7 protein-coding genes are annotated in these 17,465 nt (G+C 65.5%); 2 read left to right on the forward strand and 5 right to left on the reverse strand.

Annotation, left to right across the window (positions count from 1 at the left end; genetic code table 11):
- Window positions 1-14 precede the first annotated feature (14 nt).
- The 3 genes from ACVTJA_RS15240 to ACVTJA_RS15250 form a co-directional block, all read right to left on the reverse strand.
- Window positions 15-2,300: a hypothetical protein gene (locus ACVTJA_RS15240; protein WP_465837098.1), complete on the reverse strand. Its 2,286-nt coding sequence runs from the start codon at window positions 2,298-2,300 to the stop codon at window positions 15-17.
- 285 nt (window positions 2,301-2,585) lie between these two features.
- On the reverse strand, window positions 2,586-4,166 hold the full coding sequence (locus ACVTJA_RS15245; RefSeq protein WP_465837099.1) for a DUF1570 domain-containing protein: 1,581 nt from the start codon (window positions 4,164-4,166) through the stop codon (window positions 2,586-2,588).
- A gap of 17 nt (window positions 4,167-4,183) precedes the next feature.
- Window positions 4,184-4,654, reverse strand: coding sequence for a GNAT family N-acetyltransferase (locus ACVTJA_RS15250; RefSeq protein ID WP_465837100.1), 471 nt, complete (start codon window positions 4,652-4,654; stop codon window positions 4,184-4,186).
- 183 nt (window positions 4,655-4,837) lie between these two features.
- Here ACVTJA_RS15250 and ACVTJA_RS15255 point away from each other — a divergent pair, with 183 nt between their 5' ends.
- On the forward strand, window positions 4,838-6,676 hold the full coding sequence (locus ACVTJA_RS15255; RefSeq protein WP_465837101.1) for a hypothetical protein: 1,839 nt from the start codon (window positions 4,838-4,840) through the stop codon (window positions 6,674-6,676).
- Window positions 6,677-6,685: 9 nt separating this feature from the next.
- Here ACVTJA_RS15255 and ACVTJA_RS15260 read toward each other — a convergent pair whose 3' ends face one another.
- Complete coding sequence (locus tag ACVTJA_RS15260) at window positions 6,686-8,926, reverse strand: tetratricopeptide repeat protein (protein ID WP_465840396.1); 2,241 nt, start codon at window positions 8,924-8,926, stop codon at window positions 6,686-6,688.
- Window positions 8,927-9,029: 103 nt separating this feature from the next.
- Here ACVTJA_RS15260 and ACVTJA_RS15265 point away from each other — a divergent pair, with 103 nt between their 5' ends.
- On the forward strand, window positions 9,030-9,887 hold the full coding sequence (locus ACVTJA_RS15265) for an NAD-dependent protein deacetylase (protein WP_465837102.1): 858 nt from the start codon (window positions 9,030-9,032) through the stop codon (window positions 9,885-9,887).
- A gap of 571 nt (window positions 9,888-10,458) precedes the next feature.
- Here the strand turns inward: ACVTJA_RS15265 and ACVTJA_RS15270 are convergent.
- Window positions 10,459-17,364, reverse strand: a complete 6,906-nt coding sequence (locus tag ACVTJA_RS15270) for a polymorphic toxin-type HINT domain-containing protein (RefSeq protein ID WP_465837103.1) — start codon at window positions 17,362-17,364, stop codon at window positions 10,459-10,461.
- Window positions 17,365-17,465: the final 101 nt, after the last annotated feature.

Genomic DNA, 17,465 nt, shown 5'->3' on the forward strand with positions numbered 1-17,465 from the left:
GTCGGGGGCCGTCGTCAGTGGTAGGCGTGCTTGGAACGTGCGGCGGGAGCGGGCTTCCCGCGAGGGGGCCGTGGTACTCCCGCTCTCTGGAATTGCGCGTCGAGCCTCCGCAGGAGTTGTTCCGCGTTGAGCTTCAAGTCGGGTGGCTTGATTTCCTCCAGGGCCTGCTCCGTGCGCTTCATCCGGGCCACTTTCAGCTTGAGCCCCTGGCCCTGTGGCAGCTTCTTGCGGACGTCCTCGGGTAGTCCCGATTCAGGCTGAGCCAGGAGGGGCAGTCGCTCATCGAACCACTCGAGGAACGCCTGCTCATGCACTGTCCGCGAAACGTCTTTCTGGATGCGTGTGCACGCGCTGGCGATGGCCTTCAGCCGTGCTGGCAGGGAGCGGTCCTTGCTCGCCTCGGTATCCGGCTTGGGCGTGTCACCGGGGTGTCTACTGGGGTCGTGTGCCCACAAGAAGCCGCCTAGGAAGAGGACGAGCAGTTCTTCCAACTCGCGACCCGTCTTCCTTCCACGGGCCAGCGCGTCGCTCAGCCCCTGGTTCCAGTACGCGTTGAAGTACCCGGCATGCCTCGAACCGACCCAGTCCGGGGTGGGCCAGCTGAATGGCACGCTCAACACTCCGAAGGAGAACTCGACGGGAACGGAGACCCGGACATAGGGCGCCACGAGTCCGTTCAACTGGAAGCGGCCTTCGAGCTCCCCGTGCCCATCGGCCGCGACGTCGATTGCCACCAGGAGCAGCGCCGTCAGGTAGTCGGGGACCTCGCGTGGGAAGTCCCTTCGAACCTTCCAGACGAAGCCGTCGGCGGTGTTGAGCTCGTAGCGCAGATTGGAGGTCTGCTGAGTCTGGAGGATGTGCGGGTGCAAGCGGCCGCGTTGTCTGACGGGCTCGCTCAGGGACACCTGCAGCCTGCTCTTCCATGCGCCGCCTTCCTCGGCCAGCTTGCGCTGGACCGCGTGCCGCAGGCCCCTGTCGGACGTGCGGGAGAGGGGCTGGTTCTCGATGGCGTCCTTCCAGAGGATATGGACCAGCTCCGCCTGCGTTATCTCCACACCCGTGGAGACCGTCCGCACCACGGAATGCTCCAGATTGCGCAGGCGCCGGAAGTGTTCGGGAAGGCCCAACTGCAATTGGGGGTGCTCATGGAATCGGAGCAGGAATGCGCCGAGAGCCGTGCGGTTTCCTCCGAGTGCATTGATCCATTGCTTCATATTCGCCTGCGGCTTTTGGGCGTGGGGCGAGGAGGGCTTCGGGTTGGTATGAGGCAGGGCCGCGTGCAGGAGGCGGACGAGGTGGTGGAGGCGCTGGTCCGGCACGAGGGGTTTGAGAAGAAAGCGCTGCCCGGGAGGGATGACCCGGTCATAGACCTGCACTGCGAGCTCATGTGCGGAGGGGCGCGCATCCATCGACAGGAACTCGCTCCAGATGATGCCGCCGTTGCCGAACCAGCCTCGCATCATCCCATGGTGGGCGACCCTGAGCATCTTGACGAACAGGCGGGACTCGCCCGTCAGCATGAAGACGAGCTGTGGGTGCCAGAGGAAGCGCACCAGCTCCACCACCTCCACGCAGCGGTCCGGGTTCATGTCCACGTCGTCAATGGGAAGGACGAGCCGGGCCCAGGGTTTGATGGTGCGAGGGAACCGCTGGCAGGCGTACTCGACGACCGCGCTGACAAAGGCCCGCCACTTGACCACCACGTCATGTCGCTGCCGCTCCGCCTGGGTGAGCTCTTCCGCGAAAGACTCCGGGTCCAGGCTTCCCCGGCGCTGGTCCAGGTTGCTCTCCCAGCCGTAGGCGGCCGCGGTGGCGAACTCGCGCCAGGGCTTGCGCCAGGGCGCTTCGTTCCGGGCCTCGGGATGCCAGCTCGCGATGGGCTGCGGTGTCCCCCCCGCCAGGGTGCCGGTCGCGAGCTGTTCGAGCAGGTCCGCGAACTCCCGGACGCGGCTGGCAATCCAGGTCAGCAGTGAAGTGCTCCGCGGGAGCGGCTGGAGATCCAGGGGCTTCAGGGGGATGATCATCCCGGGCTCTCCACTCACGTCCAGGGCCTTCTGGATGGTTTCCCCCGAGAGGATGTAGGCGAGCGAGCCCTGATCCTTCTTGCCGTCCGAGACGTTGACCTCGCGGCAGCGATCTGGGAACTCCATTCCCTCCATGAGCAAGCGGCGCCAGATTTCGAGCAGCGTGAGCATCACGCTCGTCTTCCCGCTTCCGCGTCCGCCACTGATGAGCAGGACATTGGAGGGGCGCTGGAGGTCCGCCGCCTGCCAGGTGAAGGGGCCCTGCTGCGGGAGCATGACGGGGTCTTCTGCGACGAACCGTACCATCCATTGATGGATGGACCTGGCCACCCACCGCTGTCCCTCGTCGAGCTCACTCCAGCAGTAGGGCTGGGCCTCGGGGCGAGCGGTCGGAAGGATGGTCCTGTCTTTGGTTGCCATTGGCCCCCGGGGTGCAAGCGATTGCGCCCGCAATCTCACGCTTGGACCGATGCAAGGGATTGGCGAGCAGCCCCGGAGGGCAATGCTCCCGGCCGCATGCTCTCCGGCCTCACGGCGCGGGTGTCCGCTGGCCGCATGCCCTCAGGGACGCGGCGTGGCCGGCGTGCAGAGCGTGCCGCTCTTGAGCCCCGCCAGCCGCTCGCGCAATGCCGTCTCCACCTCGGGGTTGCCCTCGTCCTGAATCAACTCCAGGGCGCGCTCCTCCGTCTGGATGGCCTCGTCACACGCGCCGCCGCCCGCCAGCACCATGGCGAAGGTGTCCAACGCATGCGTGCTCCAGGGCGCCAGCGAGACGGCCCACTGCACCAGCGGGAGCGCCTCCGCGAGGCGCCCCTGCGTGACGTAGAGCCACGCCAGCCCCGTCGCCGCGGGGGCGCTGCGGGGCTCCAACTCCAACGCCTTCTTGTACGCCGCCTCCGCTTCCTCCCTCGCCGCCGGCTCCGTGCCCAGCGCCGACGCGAACAGCAGCCACGCCTCGCTCTCGTTCGGGTGGGCCTCCACCGCCTGCCGGGCGATGGCGGGCCGCTCCGCCTCGGGCGCCGCGTGGACCTGCGCGGAGAGGGCGAGGAGCCCCTTCGGGTCCAGCCGCAGGGCCTCGTTCAGCTCGTCCCGCGACAGCTTCCTCCGGTTCTCGATGAAGGGCTCCCGGTGGGCCATGCTCGCGCCCAGCGCGGCGAGCTTCGCGCGGATGGCGTGCACCTCCGCGTGCTCGATGACCTCCTCGAGGAAGGCGCTGCCCACGGTGGGCACCGGCACCGTGTACTCCCGGTAGCGGCGGTTGCGCAGGTAGTCGAGCAGCATGCCGTCGAGCTCCGCGGAGCGCAGCTCGGGCAGCGCCTGCCGCTCGGCCTCGTCGGGGGCCACGCCCTTCGCGAGCAGGGCCTGGTACGCGGCGAGCTCCTTGGGGCGCTCGTCGTAGAGCCAGTGCACGAGCAGCCAGCTCCCCGCGTACAGCAGGCCCACCTGCTGGTCGTTCTCAGCGGCCTCCAACGCCGCATCCCAGTCCAGCACGCGCTGCATCGTCCAGCTCCGCTTCTCCGGGCGCGTGCGCACCACGCGGCGCAGCTGCGGGGCCATCTCGACGATGGCCTCGAAGTGCGGCGCGCCCACCACCACCGACTTCCCGTCCTCCGACAGGCGCAGCGTCTCCAGGAACTCGGCCATGCCCTCGGAGAGCCACCGGGGCTGGCGCAGCAGCGCGTACGTGCTCAGGAAGTGGGCCAGCTCGTGGTTGAGCCGCGAGGACGACGCCTTCGACAGCCCGCTGAAGCGGTGCACCCACGAGCCGGGCGGGCCGGGCAGGACGATGAGGGCCTCGGTCTCCGAGCGGTGGAAGAAGGCGCGCACCCGCCGGGGGTACAGGCCCTCGAACTCGCCGGCGTCGGCGAGGACGTAGACGCGCACCTTCGGCATCGGCCGCGCCAGCACGTCCGGCCACATGGAGGCGAGGATGGCGACGCGCGTGCGCTCCAGCGCGCTCATCGCCTCGCGCGCCTGCGCGGGCGGCAGGTCCGTCTCCAGCGTGTAGTGGTCGCTGTCCAGCCGCACCCAAGGGCGGCCGCCCTCGGCGGGGCACCGGGTGAAGCGGGGGCCCACCACGCACGCGAGCTGGGACGAGGCCAGCAGGGCGAGCAGCGCTCCCATCGCGAGGCCGTGGCGCACCGTCGGCTCCTCCCTCTTCAGCGGCGGGCCGCGGCGCGGACCATCTCGATGTGGGGGATGCCGTCCTCGTCGTACACGTCGCCCTCCGCGTGGAAGCCGAAGCCCTCGTAGAAGCGCTGGAGGTAGTGCTGCGCGGAGATGCGGATGGCCGCCGTCGGGAAGTCCGTGTCCAGCCGCGTGAGTCCCCGGGCCACCAGCTCGCGTCCCTGGCCACGTCCGCGCGCCCGGGGCGACGTCACCACGCGTCCCAGGCTGCTCTCCCCGGGGAACTTCACGCCCGGGGGCAGCACGCGCAGGTACGCCGCGAGGAAGGGCGTGCCCCGCGCGTCTTCATTCGCGAGCAGGTGCAGGGAGGCCGCGTCCAGCCCGTCCACGTCCTGGTAGATGGAGCGCTGCTCCACCACGAACACCTCCTGACGGAGGGCGAGCAGCGCGTACAGCTCGTCCAGCGTCAGCTCCGAAAAGCTCTTCCATTGCCAGCGCAGCATGCCCCTCGCGTGTAGCACGGCGGCGCCGCCGGAGCCCTCCCGCACGTAGCGTCCAGGTCATCCACTTGCTCCGTGGAGGGTTCTTCACCGGGGGAGGGTCTTCCGCCCGTTCCGCGTCGCCCCGGCGGCCCTACTGGCCGGGAGATGGTCTTCCTCCCGAATCTGGTGTTGAGATTCGCACTCATGGGAAACCCAGCTACTCCTGTACAGAAGGATTCACCTGCCAACCGGTGGCTGGCGTGGCCGCGCGTCCTCTGGCTGGCCCTGGGCGCGGCGGTGCTGGTGTCGCTGCCGGTGTTCCGGGTGGGGCTCTTCGGCGACGACTTCATCTACCTCGGCATTCTGTCGGGGCGGACACCGCCGGCGCCGCTGGCCAACGGCCCCTTCGACTTGTACCGCTTCATCCCGGGGGACCCGGCCATCTCGGTGCCGCTGACGCAGAAGGGCATCCTCCCGTGGTGGACGCTGCCGGAGGTGAAGCTCGCCTTCTGGCGGCCGCTGAGCAGCATGACGATGGTGCTGGACCACGCGCTCTTCGGGGAGAACCTGGCGGCGTTCCACGTCCACTCGGTGCTCTGGTACCTCGCGGTGGTGGCGGTGTTCGCCCTGCTGATGCGGCGCACGCTGGCGGGGGCGGTGGGCGCGGTGGCGCTGCTGCTCTTCGCCATCGACGACTCGCATGCGGTGCCGGTGGGCTGGTGGTGCAACCGCAACGCGGTGGTGGCCACGCTGCCCGCGCTGGTGGGCCTGTGGCTGCACATGGAGTGGCGCGAGCACGGCCGGAAGTGGGCCGCGCCCCTGTCGTTGGCGGCGCTGGTGCTGGGGCTCGTGGGCGGGGAGACGGCGCTGGGCGTCTTCGCGTACGTGCTCGCCTATGAGTTGTTGGGCGCGAAGGGCCCGTGGCGGCAGCGGCTGCTGTCGGTGGCGCCCGCGGCGGTGCTCGCGCTGGGCTACCTGGTCCTCTACAAGAAGGCGGGCTACGGCTCCTTCGGCTCGGACCTGTACGTGGACCCGCTGTCGCAGCCGGCGGCGTGGCTGGCGGCGGCGTCGGTCCGCATCCCCGCGATGCTGTGGGGCCTGCTGCTGAGCATCCCCTCGGAGCTCACCATCGAGTCGGAGGGTGGCGACGGGCTCGTCATCGGCGTGGGGCTCTTCGCCGCCGCGCTGGTGCTCGGCCTGCTGCGTGCGGTGTGGCCGTCGCTGTCGGAGGACGAGCGGCGGCACTCGCGCTGGCTGCTGGCCGGTGCCTTCCTGGCGCTGTTGCCGGTGTCCTCCACCATCCAGGGTGACCGCCTGCTGCTGGTGCCGAGCATCGGCGGCGCCGCCGTCATCGCCCTGGTGCTGACGCACGTGTGGCGCAACCGGGCGCGCTCCGGCGGCTGGCGCGTGCTGACGGGCGTCGCCGGCCTCCTGGCGGTGACGCACGGGCTGTTGGCGCCGGTGGGCTGGTACTTCATGTCCAGCACCCTGGCGCGCATGACCGCGAGCTTTGACCGCGTCTATGCGCAGCTGAAGAAGGACCTGGACGAGACCGCGTTGCCCCACCAGCGCGTGGCGGTGCTCACCCTGCCGAACCCGAACCTGAACCTCTATACGTCCGTGGCCTGGTGGGCGCGCGGCAACACGCTGCCCCGCGCGTGGTGGACGCTGTCGTACGCCGTCGACATCCACAAGCTGACCCGGACGGGGCCCAACTCGCTGGAGATGGAGCTGACGCAAGAGCGCTTCTTCGATGGCATCGTCGAGCGCGTCCACCGCGGCGAGCGGTTCAGGCTGAAGCAGGGCGACGAGGTGGAGCTCGACGGCTTGACGGCGAAGGTGGTGGAGGTGGATGCGCGCGGAATCAAACGCGTGGCCTTCACCTTCGACGTGCCGCTGGAGGACCCGTCGCTGCTGCTGCTGCACTGGAAGGACCGAGGCCTGCGTCGGCTCGTCATTCCGCCCATGGGGACGACGGTGGCGCTGGACTACGGCAAGCGGCCGGCCCCGGACGCGTCACAAGCCACCAGCAACGCACCCTGAGCGGCGTCCTCACGCGGCCTGCTGGGAGGGAACCTCGCTGAGCATCCGCTGAAGCTCGGCGAGGTCCTGCTCGCGGCCGGGCAGGGTCTGGAAGAGGTCGATGGCCCGCTGGAGCGCGGCGCGTGCCGCCTCCGGCTCTTGTCGATGCAGGTGGAGCCGGGCCAGGGACACGAGGGGCGGCCCCAGGAAGGGGTCTCCCGCGCCAGCCGCTTCCCGCAGCCGGGCGAGGGCGTCCTGGAGCACGGCGAGCGCGTCCGGGTGCTCCCGCTCGGCCAGCGAGACCGCGGACTGGTACAGGGCGATGGCCTCCGCCAGCCGGTCCTGCTCCGCGTCTGTCGCGGCCACGGGCTCGCCGGGAGAGATTCCCCGCCCGATGAGGGCGTTCTCGAGCTCGGTGAGCACGCCGCCGCCCAGCTCCTCCGCCAGCTTCTCCGGGTCGGCGAACAGCGACAGCGCGGGCGCGTCCTCCATGGGGCGCCGCCCGGGGATTCCCTCCACGCGCTGCACGCGCTCGGACGGAGGCGGGTGCGAGTCGTACGCATCCACCGGGCGGGAGAACAGCTCCTCGCGGGTGAGGGCCCACAGCGGGGCCGGCGTGCCGCGCGCCGTCGCGTCGACGGTGCGGTAGAGGTCCCTCGTGGGACGGCCCGCCTCGCGCAGGCCCACGGCCACCGTCAGGCCCCGGGTGAAGGTGTCGCCATACTCGATGGTCTTCGTCAGCGCGCGGGCGAAGGTGTCGCCTCCGTAGGCCAGCGCGGAGACGCGGTCCGCGAGCAGCTCGCGGCGGCGGCCGTGGCCGGCGGTGACCTGGAGGTAGACGAAGAAGTACGCGCGCAGGAACCAGTACACGGGGCTGGCGGCGGCCCAGCCCACCTGGTGGATGCCCTGGATGGTGCGCAGCACCTGCGTCTGGATGCGGCCGATGATGGGCGTCAGGCGCGTCTCGCCGTGGGAGAAGTGGCCGTACTCGTGGGCGAGGATGGCCTTCAACTCGGACACGGTGAGGCCGCGCAGGGCGCCCAGGCCCAGGTGGAGGATGCGCTCGCCGCGCCCCACCAGCACCTCGAGCCGGCCGCCCGCCTCGCGCACGCCGATGGCGACGCTCGGGAACAGCAGCACCCGGTCCACCCTGCGGGACCCGGCCACCTCGGCCACCTCGGCCAGGGCGCGGAACAACGCGGGAGCCTCGGAGGGCTTCAGCGGCCGGCCTTCCTCCGGCTCGGACGCGCTGACGAAGAGTCCGCGGATGATGGCGATGAGCCCACCGACTCCGACGATGCCGACGATGGCCATCAGCTTCACCGAGACGACGTGCAGCTTGAGGAGCCCGTAGAAGAGCCCGGCCGTCACCATCAGCGTCAGCCCGAGCATCATCGGCACGGACGCGTAGAAGAGCAGCGAGGCGTACCAGAGCACCGCGCTGTAGAGCCGGTCCACGCGGCGCTCGGAGGCCGTCTGCTCGGCGCGCATCAGGTGGACGCGCCCCGCGCGGAGCTTCCCGAGCTGCACCGACGACAGCGCGCGTCCCGCGGCCCAGGTGCCCAGCAGCGACAGTCCGAGGAACAGCACCATCCCCAGCGGCACCTCCCACAGGAGCCTGCTCCGGCGCTCCTTCGCGATGCCCGCTTCCACGGCCGTCACCGTCGAGTCGTCCTGGCCGAGCTCGCGCGCGAGCCGCACCTCCGCCTCCGCCTCGTCCAGTTCGCCCTGGCCGAGCGCGGCGGCGGCGAGCAGCGCGTGTCCGAGGCCCGAGCCCGGCTTCACCGCGATGACACGCAGGGCATGCTCCCGCATGCGCTGGAAGTCCTTGCGCCGCCCGGCGAGCACGGCGGCCTGGTATCGCGCCGTCAACTGGTCCGGACTGAGCTGGAGGGCTCGGTTCAATGCATGGTCGGCCTCGTCGAAGCGCTGGAGGCCCGCGTACGCGATGCCGAGGAGGCCCAGTACTTCCGCACGGAGGTCTTCCTGGACGCCCAACTTCAGCGCCTGGTTCAGCGCCCGCTGCGCGTCGTCGAGCTTCTGCTGTTGCAGGTAGACGAGCCCCGCCAGATGGAAGCCCTGGGGATTCTCCGGTGCCTCCTCGAGCAGCCGCTGCACGTCGGGCAGGGCGTCCTCGGGACGGGGCCCCTGGGCCACCTCGAAGGCTCGGTCGAAGACGGGCTGGAGCTCGGTGCTGTAGGACAGGTGGTCCGGTGCCCCCGTGGCCGCCCCGGCCTGGGCGACGAAAAGGGCGACGACGAAGGCATACATGGGAATCACCCCGCGGGACTGACGCCTTTCTACCACGGGCGAGGGGAGGGGGCCGGGCAGGCATCCGGCGGCGGAGGACCCACACCATTATAGAAGTGCCGCGATGACCTCTTCGCTCGAAGCCCTGCCTGCCCCCGAAGCGACCGAAGGCGTGGACGCCCTCATCCAGCTCCTGCGAGGCCGCCGCACGGTGGTGCTCACCGGCGCCGGGTGCAGCACCGAGTCGGGCATCCCGGACTACCGGGGCCCCGGGACGCGGGCCCGCGCGCGCAATCCCATCCAGCACCGCGAGTACCTCACGAGGCCGGAGGTCCGAGCGCGCTACTGGGCGCGGAGTCTGCTCGGCTGGCCGCGCTTCTCGGCGGCGCAGCCCAATGCCGCGCACCACGCGCTGGCGGCCATGGAGCGAGACGGGCACGTGCCGGGGCTGATTACCCAGAACGTGGACCGGCTGCACCATGCGGCGGGGAGCTCGCGCGTCATCGAACTGCACGGAGCGCTGGCGCGCGTGCGCTGTCTGGACTGTGGCGCGCAGGAGGCGCGCGCGGACGTGCAGAAGCGGCTGTTGGCGCTCAACCCAGACTTCGAGCACCACGTGCTGGAGCTAAGGCCGGACGGTGACGCGGAGCTGTCCTCGGAGGTGCTCCAGTCCTTCCGCGTCCCGGTGTGCCTGCGCTGCGGCGGGACGCTGAAGCCGGACGTGGTGTTCTTCGGCGACAACGTGCCGGCGCCCACGGTGGAAGCGGCCTTCGCGCTGGTGGAGGAGGGCGACGCGCTGCTGGTGGTGGGCTCGTCGCTGGCCATCTTCTCCGGCTATCGCTTCCTGGTGCGCGCTTCGGAGCGGCGCATGCCCATCGCCATCGTCAACATCGGCGAGTGCCGGGGCGTGGAGATGGCCGACGTGCGCGTGGAGGCGCGGGCCGGAGACGTGCTGCCCCGGTTGGCGGAGGCGCTGGGGTAGGGTGTGACACTCGCAGGCAGGCGCTTGTCACGCGCCCTCGAGCGGGACTTTTCTTGCGTCCGTGGGCCGGAAGCACCTCCGCTTCCTCGGTCACGAGGCCACGGGCAAGAACCCGGCGGGCCTCTACGCATGCTGCATACGAAGGACGAAGGGCTGAAAAAACAAGAACCGGAGCAGGCAGTCCTACTCCGGTTCTTGGCAGAGGTGTGCCTACTGACGCACTGAAGCTACGAAGACTGCGCTATCGGTAGCCCAGAGGAGTACATCATCGATGCGCACTCTCCCACAGTCGTCGAATCCACTCGTTGGCTGACGCAGGCGGCTCCTGGCGCAGAGGAGCCCCATTGGGCGCGGATTCAATGAGATGTAAGAGAGCCCAAGCCAGGCCGAAACAGTCGTCGGGGCCGAAGCACGAAATCAATTGCTCCGCCTCTTCATCTGAGACTGGCGGCTCAATGCTCATGAGGAGCTTCTCGTGACGCTCGATTATCTCTGGAGGAGCTGATGAGTCGGGGAGTGGCCCCAACTTGACGAAGGATGCGACCGAATCACGCACAGTCATCGAATACCTCTACTTTTGCATCAACTCAGGGAAATGTTGCCTGTAGTAACCGAGCAGATCTCGTAGTCCCTGATTGTACCTCGAGCCCACGATGCTGCGAACATCAGCGATATCTCGCGCAAGCACATCGCGGAATGACATGCCTGCCTCCGCACTCGCGGTAATACTGCCCCTCCTGCCGAAAGTCCGCGTTTGAAAATGCTCAGCCTGAGTCATCACAAGTGCGCCGCCATCGGCCCTGGCGGTGAAGTGCAGCGCATCCTGAGGCATGTGGTGAGGGGTCAAATTGTCTCCAGAGACACGACGAGCATCAAGATCGGCGAAACGGCCTGCCTCGCCGGCGCGGACTCCTCTAGCAGTCGAGCATCCATTGTTGTGGACCCATGCAGACAGGTCCCCGACAAAATAGGTGTGGGCCTCGTCGACCTCAAGGTTGTAAACCGTCTCCCGTGCCGTCGCGAGCGAGAGCGAGCGAACTTGAGCCGACGCTCCCGACGCCGTCTCAATCTTGTCTCCAAGCTCCAGGAACTGAGCCTCAACCCAGCCCTTGCCTTCTACCCAGAACGGGTGCTCATTCGTCGTCCCTAGCTCCTCGGACTCGCCGTCCGGCGTCACCAGGACGACTCGTAGCACCGCTCGCTGCGGTTTGACGAAAGTCCGCACCACCCTGTGCCATCCAGGGGCTTTCGTCCTCTCGTCCCATGTCCAGACCCAGTCGCCTTCTGCAACCTGCTCAATCGGAATGGCGCCTGCGAATGTCAGGACCGGCGTTCCAGCAACAAAGCACCCACCGCCCGCGAGAGCTTCGTCGAGAGCGGCTGCCGAGAATGGATTCCCGGCCCCCACAGGGACACCCTTCAACCCTTTCCATGCGGCGGCGCCACCGCCCGCGATTCCTGCGGCCACGCCAACTGTCTCAACAGACGCCAAAGAACCCCGGAATATGTGCTGGCCCGCCGCGAAGTCATCGCCAGAATTGAACGATTCGCTTGCAAGCCAGAAATTCTCCAGCACCTTTCCGGCAGGATTGAATGTGTCAATCAGGCCGCCAACAACTCCGTATTCCCGAATGCTGCTGTCGAGATGCTGGAAGCGTGCAAACCCATCCCGTATCCCGTTCTTGAGCATTCTGTGCGGCTGGATTTGGAACGGATCCGTCAGCACTCCGGGGTCTGCTCGCACTTCTTCAATCTTCGCGAGCATCATCTGCATGGCCATCGTGTTGGCCTCGTACAGAGCGCCTTGAGACCAACTCCCTACCGGGGTCGAAATTCGTTGGCTGCCCCCAGCGCCTCCTGCACTGCCGGATGGGCCGGGATTGACCTTGACCTCTGGCCTCGTCGCGCTCGGCACGGATGTCGATCTGGAATTGGTGCCATTGTTGACGCCGTTTCCCCTGGGCCCACGGGACGTAGTGTAGTTCCAATCCTCGGGCTGATAATGCGACGGAATGGGATTCGGGCTCAGGCCTCCTCCGCCAAAGCCCCCACCGTTCCCTCCCACGACGTCTCTCAGGACATTCAGGCCCCAGCCGGCCAGGTCATAGCCGGTTGGATCTGTGTATTTCAGGGGGTTGTTCAGGGCGAATCGATAGCGATTCAGCGAAGCAGACACAATCGGGTCGGGAGTCAGGAAGCCACCCCAATCAGGGTCGCAAATCCGCCCGCCCATGTTGACCAGGCCCGATTCGTCGTCCACGGGATGGCCCTGGAGGCCCCGTTTCATCAGTGAGGGCTGGGAGAGCTCCGCTGCCAGGTCGACCGATGATTGACGCGCACCGAAGGGGCCAAAGTTCATTCGTTCAATGACTTGCCCGTTCTTATCGGTGATGGCGGTGGGCGTCCCAAGAAGGTCGGTGTGCAGGTAGAAGACGCTGTCGTCGACAATGCCGCCACCGGTTCCCTCTCGCCAACGCACCTGCCCGATCATCCGCCCCCCCGCGCTCAGGTTGAACACGTGAGTACGGACACCGACCTCGGTTCGACGCTCGTACACATCACCGATGGTCAGTGTCTCATCGCCATTCGGCAGGAGCTTGCGGACTCTTCGGTGTGCGCCGTCATACTTGAAAAGCGTCGCCTCACTGCCGACGCTGACCTGAGCTGGCAAGTCAAACGCGGTATACCGCACAGTGCGAGAGGCGCCGTCAGAAGTTTGATTCCCAGCGGCATCGTACCCGTACTGACGGGAGACTCCTTTTTGTACGCGTTCGGTTACGGCATGAGGCCTGGGGCCCGTGTAGTTGAAGTCCACGGTAAAGCCGGGTCCCGCATGGATCTTCCGCGTCTCAAGGTTCCCAAGAACGTCATATTCAAATTCCTGTTGAGACACTCGTCCGGCTTGCGTGATTCGCCACCTTCTCAGCCTGCTGAGTTCGTCATACTCGAAGTCTTCCGAGGAGTGATTGAGCAGATCGTGCCGCTCGAGCAGGTTGCCAGTATTGGAGAACGCATAGGCAATCTTCTGCACCAGGCTCACGCCTTCACTCTTCAGGAAGCGTAGACTTCCTGTCTTGTCGAACACGCGGTCGGTAACAACTCCGTTCCCAAGGACCTCCTGTGAAATCTGCCCAAGACTGTTCCGAACAGGGGCGCGCCAGTATTTGTCGCCTGTGCTGACGTTCTCGAGCGTCGAGGCCAGACCGACACTGTCATACGTGCGGCGAACCACGAGCCGTCGAGCTCCGGCCGCTGGGTATGAGAGCGTGGCCGGGCGTCCGTAGTCATCATAGGTCGTGGTCAGGGCGAAGCTCTCGTTGCTGATCGTCCAGACCGTCTCACTCGGACGTCCCACTTCGTCATACTTGAACTCGGTTCGGACGCCATCAGGACTGGTTACCGACGCGAGCTTGCCCTTGCCATGGGAATCAGGCGTTCCATCCCAAATATACTCGGTCGTACCATCGGGCGAGTAGAGGAAGGTCGGACGCCCATGACCGTCTCGCCTATAGGTCGTCGTGCCCGCGGGATCCGTGCGACGCATGACTTCGCCGAAGGCATTGTATTCAACATCAATCCTTCCCATGTCTTTGTCGACGAGGGAGCGCTGCCTTCCTAGTGAGTCATACGCAAGCGTAGTGACGTTTCCCTTGGCATCTCGAACCTCTCGCAGTTCGCCAAACGGCCCGTAATCCAATTTCGACGTTACCAGGGTGCCGTCGTACAGCACGTCGCTCACGGACACGGGAAGACCTCGGCCATCGAGCGTCGTCTTTTTCCTGTTGAGCGCCTCGTCTGTTGTCTCAACAGTCAATCGGTCATACGTCCAGGTCCGGTAGCTCCCGTCAGGATGAGTCAGCTTGAGTGGACGTCCAAGCGCGTCGAACTCCTGGGATGTGTAACGAAGAGGTTCGCTTGCCGTATGTGGCTGCGTGACTCTCTTGACCTGGCCGGTAGTTGTGTACTCTGTGTTGACGATGACGGGTTCTGGCGAATTTCCAGGACGAATCCACTGCTCAAGCAGGGGCCGGCCGCGGTCATCCAGTTCTGTCCGGACGGTCTGCCCGCCCGCGACTTGACTTGTAATGACAACTCCTCCGCCCGGCCTTCGCTGATAGGAAGTTGTTGAATCTCCCTGATGAACTGCATCAACTTTGCGCTGGCGGCCAAAGCCATCAAAACTGAATGTCGTCCAATCCCCGTTCTCGTCATGAACGCTCAGGAGTACTCCCAGGCCGCGGTGATGCTCGAACCAGGTCTTGCGACCGCCAGCCTCCCTCCATTGGGGGAAGATGTAATCGAATGGCTCATATTCTGTCGACTGAAGTCGAACCTCGCCGGTCAGGTCTCGCTGCTCGACCGTCTCAGGCAAGCCGAAGCCATTGTACAAGATGTGTGTCGAGAGTCTCGCCGCGGGGTCCGATGAGTCCGGCTCGACGACAATCCAGTCTATCAATCCAGTCTGTGAATTGGCGGTGTACTCAATGGAGTATGTGGCAGCCCGCCCATTGGAGTCAGACACGCTGGCGATGACGCGCTTGGGCAACGCCACCAACCACTTTGACACATTGGGTGTGTCGTAGGTGAGGGTTACATCGCGGGTGGCATATGCAGGGGCCTGCGGGTACGACTCTCCCCAGGCCGCCTTGCTCCTGACCCGTGTCGGATTCCCATATTCATCGAAGTCCTGACTACTCCATTTGGACGCAAAGCATGATTCAACGCCCAATGAATCCTTGCAGAGCTCTTCGTTCGTCTCGCCGTGTGAAAGGCGCATGCGTGAGCCGGCAAGCTCGAAAGCATAGTGCCAGCTCTTCTTTGTGATGAGCCACCCATTCTCAGCCGGGACTTTCGTTACTTCCGTATCGGGCAGTCCGGCGTTCGGGTAGAAGCTGCCGAGTCTTGTGAGAGGGCTTGCGATGGTGGTCGTTACCTGGCCCGTAAGGTCATCTGTCACCGTACGCTGCTTGAAGCCAAGCCACCCACGTCCCAAGCGGTCCGCGCGACTGCCTTCATATTTGTATGACAGGGAGTGCTCGACCGCATCACCGACACCCCCCTTGGAGCGCCGAACAACCCATATGCCTCTGTGAAGAGGAAGGATGGACGATGGGGATCCTGGCTCTACGGAGGGAGTGTAGACAGCGCGGTTTCCTGTGTGACTGTACTCAAAAGAATCATATACGGAGCCGCGCAGGGCCTTCTTCAGTAAGGGCTGTTGTGGAGAGGTCGAGACGCTTACGCTCACCATTGACGCTCTGCACTCCCAGTAGTCGGGAATCCCATCGCCATTGATGTCCGCGGAGCGCCCCGGATGCATTCGAAGGCCGCCCCCCGTGCGGGGTGTCACCGACTGTTCGCCTGGCGCAAAGGCGTACCCTCCCGCATATCCGTCCGTTCCCGTCGTCCAGTATTCTTCGCGTCCATCCCCATCGACGTCGAACGCTACGTCATGCCCATTCCCAAAATAGCCATTTCCGACAATATGCGGCTCTTCGAACCCATTTCCTGTGTTGATTGAAATCCGGAGAGGTCTGTCTTCGTAATTGCTGATGACTGCATCCTGTAGACCATCGCCATTGATGTCGGCCGGATAAACGTTCTGATTCGATGCCAGTCGTCCATTGTAGCCAAACGAGGACACCGTCGTCGTGCCAGGGAGCAGGGCATGGAACCTGCCGTACCCGTATCCCATGCAGCTGTCCCTATCCTTGGGAGACACCTGAAATGTCCGCCGAGGCTCCGACTGGCTCCGTGAGGACAGGAATACAGGTGCTGAGAAGTCTTGTCCCCCGACATACTTGCGGTACACGAGCTCGTAGGTTGATTCGTTGAAGCTGGCATACTCAAGTACCCCATCTCCATCGAGGTCCAGGAGGCGCCAGTCCTGGGAGGTGCGCGGATATGTCTTGGGTTCTGCCGGACCCGACAGGAACTCGATGGCGCCAGTGGAGGCATTCGTGACGCCGCGAAAGAACTGGTTTCCAGCCGCCGCAACGACCTCGCTGCTTTGAGAGCCTTGTGCCCACGAATAGTGGGTTCCCATGAAGTCTGATCGACCGTCACCGTCGACGTCCGCGAGTGCTGAACCTTCGCCGCCGAACTGCCGCAGCTTTCTTCCGTCACTCAGTTGGTTGAAGGTGACCGTGGGCAAGCCGTTGGCCAGCACGGGTGCGCCGAACTGAGCGCCTTGGCTGATCCTGTAGTAGTAGCGATCTCCATCTCTATACAGAATGTCATCGAGGCCATCGGCGTCGAGGTCGCCGAAGTGGCAGTCCATGTCTGCCTGGGAGTCTGGATTCGTCAGGTTGAAGGACAGCCCGGTGCGGCTCAGGCCGGGCTCTTTGACCGGGAGTTCGTATTCAAGGCTCGTGGCGTCAACGCACGCACCCGCTCCGTCGCATTCCTGAATCTTCTCCGGAAGGCTGTATTGCTCCCAGTCGTTCAGAGGCCGATAGGTAATCGTGTACTTCTTGAGTAAGCCCTCATTTTCGGGGGCCGGTCCATAGACCTCGATGTTCTCCAGCAGTTGCGAACGGCGGACCTTGAAGCCCGAGATCCACCGGGTCGACGGGCGTGGATCTGACTTGTACGTCAAGACGACCTTGCGTGTGGGTTGATGCGCGTTGGACCAGGTTGAGCCGGTGTACCGAATCGCCGTGGGAACGGCCTCATACCCGGTGTTTGTATCTCCACTGGGGGAGTACTCGACGGTCATGAAGTTTCCCATGGTGTCTTCAACACGCGTCAGTCCCCATTCGAACCGCACAGTCTGGCTCGTATTGACGCTGTATGTGTCGAGAGAGGAGTCGTATCGTATGTCGACTCTCTTGCCGGTCAGTGTGGCGGAATAGGTCTGGACGGTTCCGTCTTTGGAGTAGACATTGAAGACGCCAGGGCCCGCGCTCGTCACCGCCTGGCTTACAATCTTTTCATAGCCATTGCTCTCGACGCGGTACTCTGTCCCCTCGGCTCCGTACTCACCTTGGACGGCCACGAGCCGCTGCCCATCAAGGCAGAATCGATCTCCCTCGGCGCCATTGTTGAACCCTGGGTCTGCCGTTCTTCCATCCTGAATCAGCGATCTGCCGCAGCGGGATATGCGCGATAGACCTGACAGGTCCCAACCCAGGCCTGCCATGCCAACGCCCGACTGGCTGCTGTACTCGAGGGAAAGTACTGGGCCGATTCCAGCGCGCGGGTAGGGGGTCCAAAGTGGGAGCCGATAGGTCGCAGCGCCGTCCTTCGATACGCTTGCCTCCGCCACCATTGTGCCTGCGGCCAGGCCCGACGCATCTCGCTCGGTTGGCAGTACTCCCCCGGGAGTTGGTGTGGAAGTCAATGAAGAAGAGGCCGTGGTGGCAGGAGCACCTGTGTTGGCGCCATGTTGTTCCTCGGTGCGCGAACACCCTGTTGTGAGGCTGAAGCAGGCGGCAAGTGCCGCAAAGGCAATTATTCTGAATGTTCGTGGGCTCATATGACCCCTCGGATGACTGCTGTGTGTGTGCGGTGGCTTCGTGGTTTGGGGATGGCTCTTGGGTTGATTGGGCGTCTGTCGCTACTTCCTGCGCTTGGTTG

This window comes from Pyxidicoccus sp. M6 (genome assembly GCF_055568925.1).

What these genes read in the sequence shown, in the direction of transcription:
- ACVTJA_RS15240 (WP_465837098.1), bottom strand. Translation starts at nt 2,300, where the DNA reads ATGCTCCCGCAGCAGGGCCCCTTCACCTGGCAGGCGGCGGACCTCCAG.
- ACVTJA_RS15250 (WP_465837100.1), bottom strand. Translation starts at nt 4,654, where the DNA reads ATGCTGCGCTGGCAATGGAAGAGCTTTTCGGAGCTGACGCTGGACGAG.
- ACVTJA_RS15255 (WP_465837101.1), top strand. Translation starts at nt 4,838, where the DNA reads ATGGGAAACCCAGCTACTCCTGTACAGAAGGATTCACCTGCCAACCGG.
- ACVTJA_RS15260 (WP_465840396.1), bottom strand. Translation starts at nt 8,926, where the DNA reads ATGTATGCCTTCGTCGTCGCCCTTTTCGTCGCCCAGGCCGGGGCGGCC.
- ACVTJA_RS15265 (WP_465837102.1), top strand. Translation starts at nt 9,030, where the DNA reads ATGACCTCTTCGCTCGAAGCCCTGCCTGCCCCCGAAGCGACCGAAGGC.
- ACVTJA_RS15270 (WP_465837103.1), bottom strand. Translation starts at nt 17,364, where the DNA reads ATGAGCCCACGAACATTCAGAATAATTGCCTTTGCGGCACTTGCCGCC.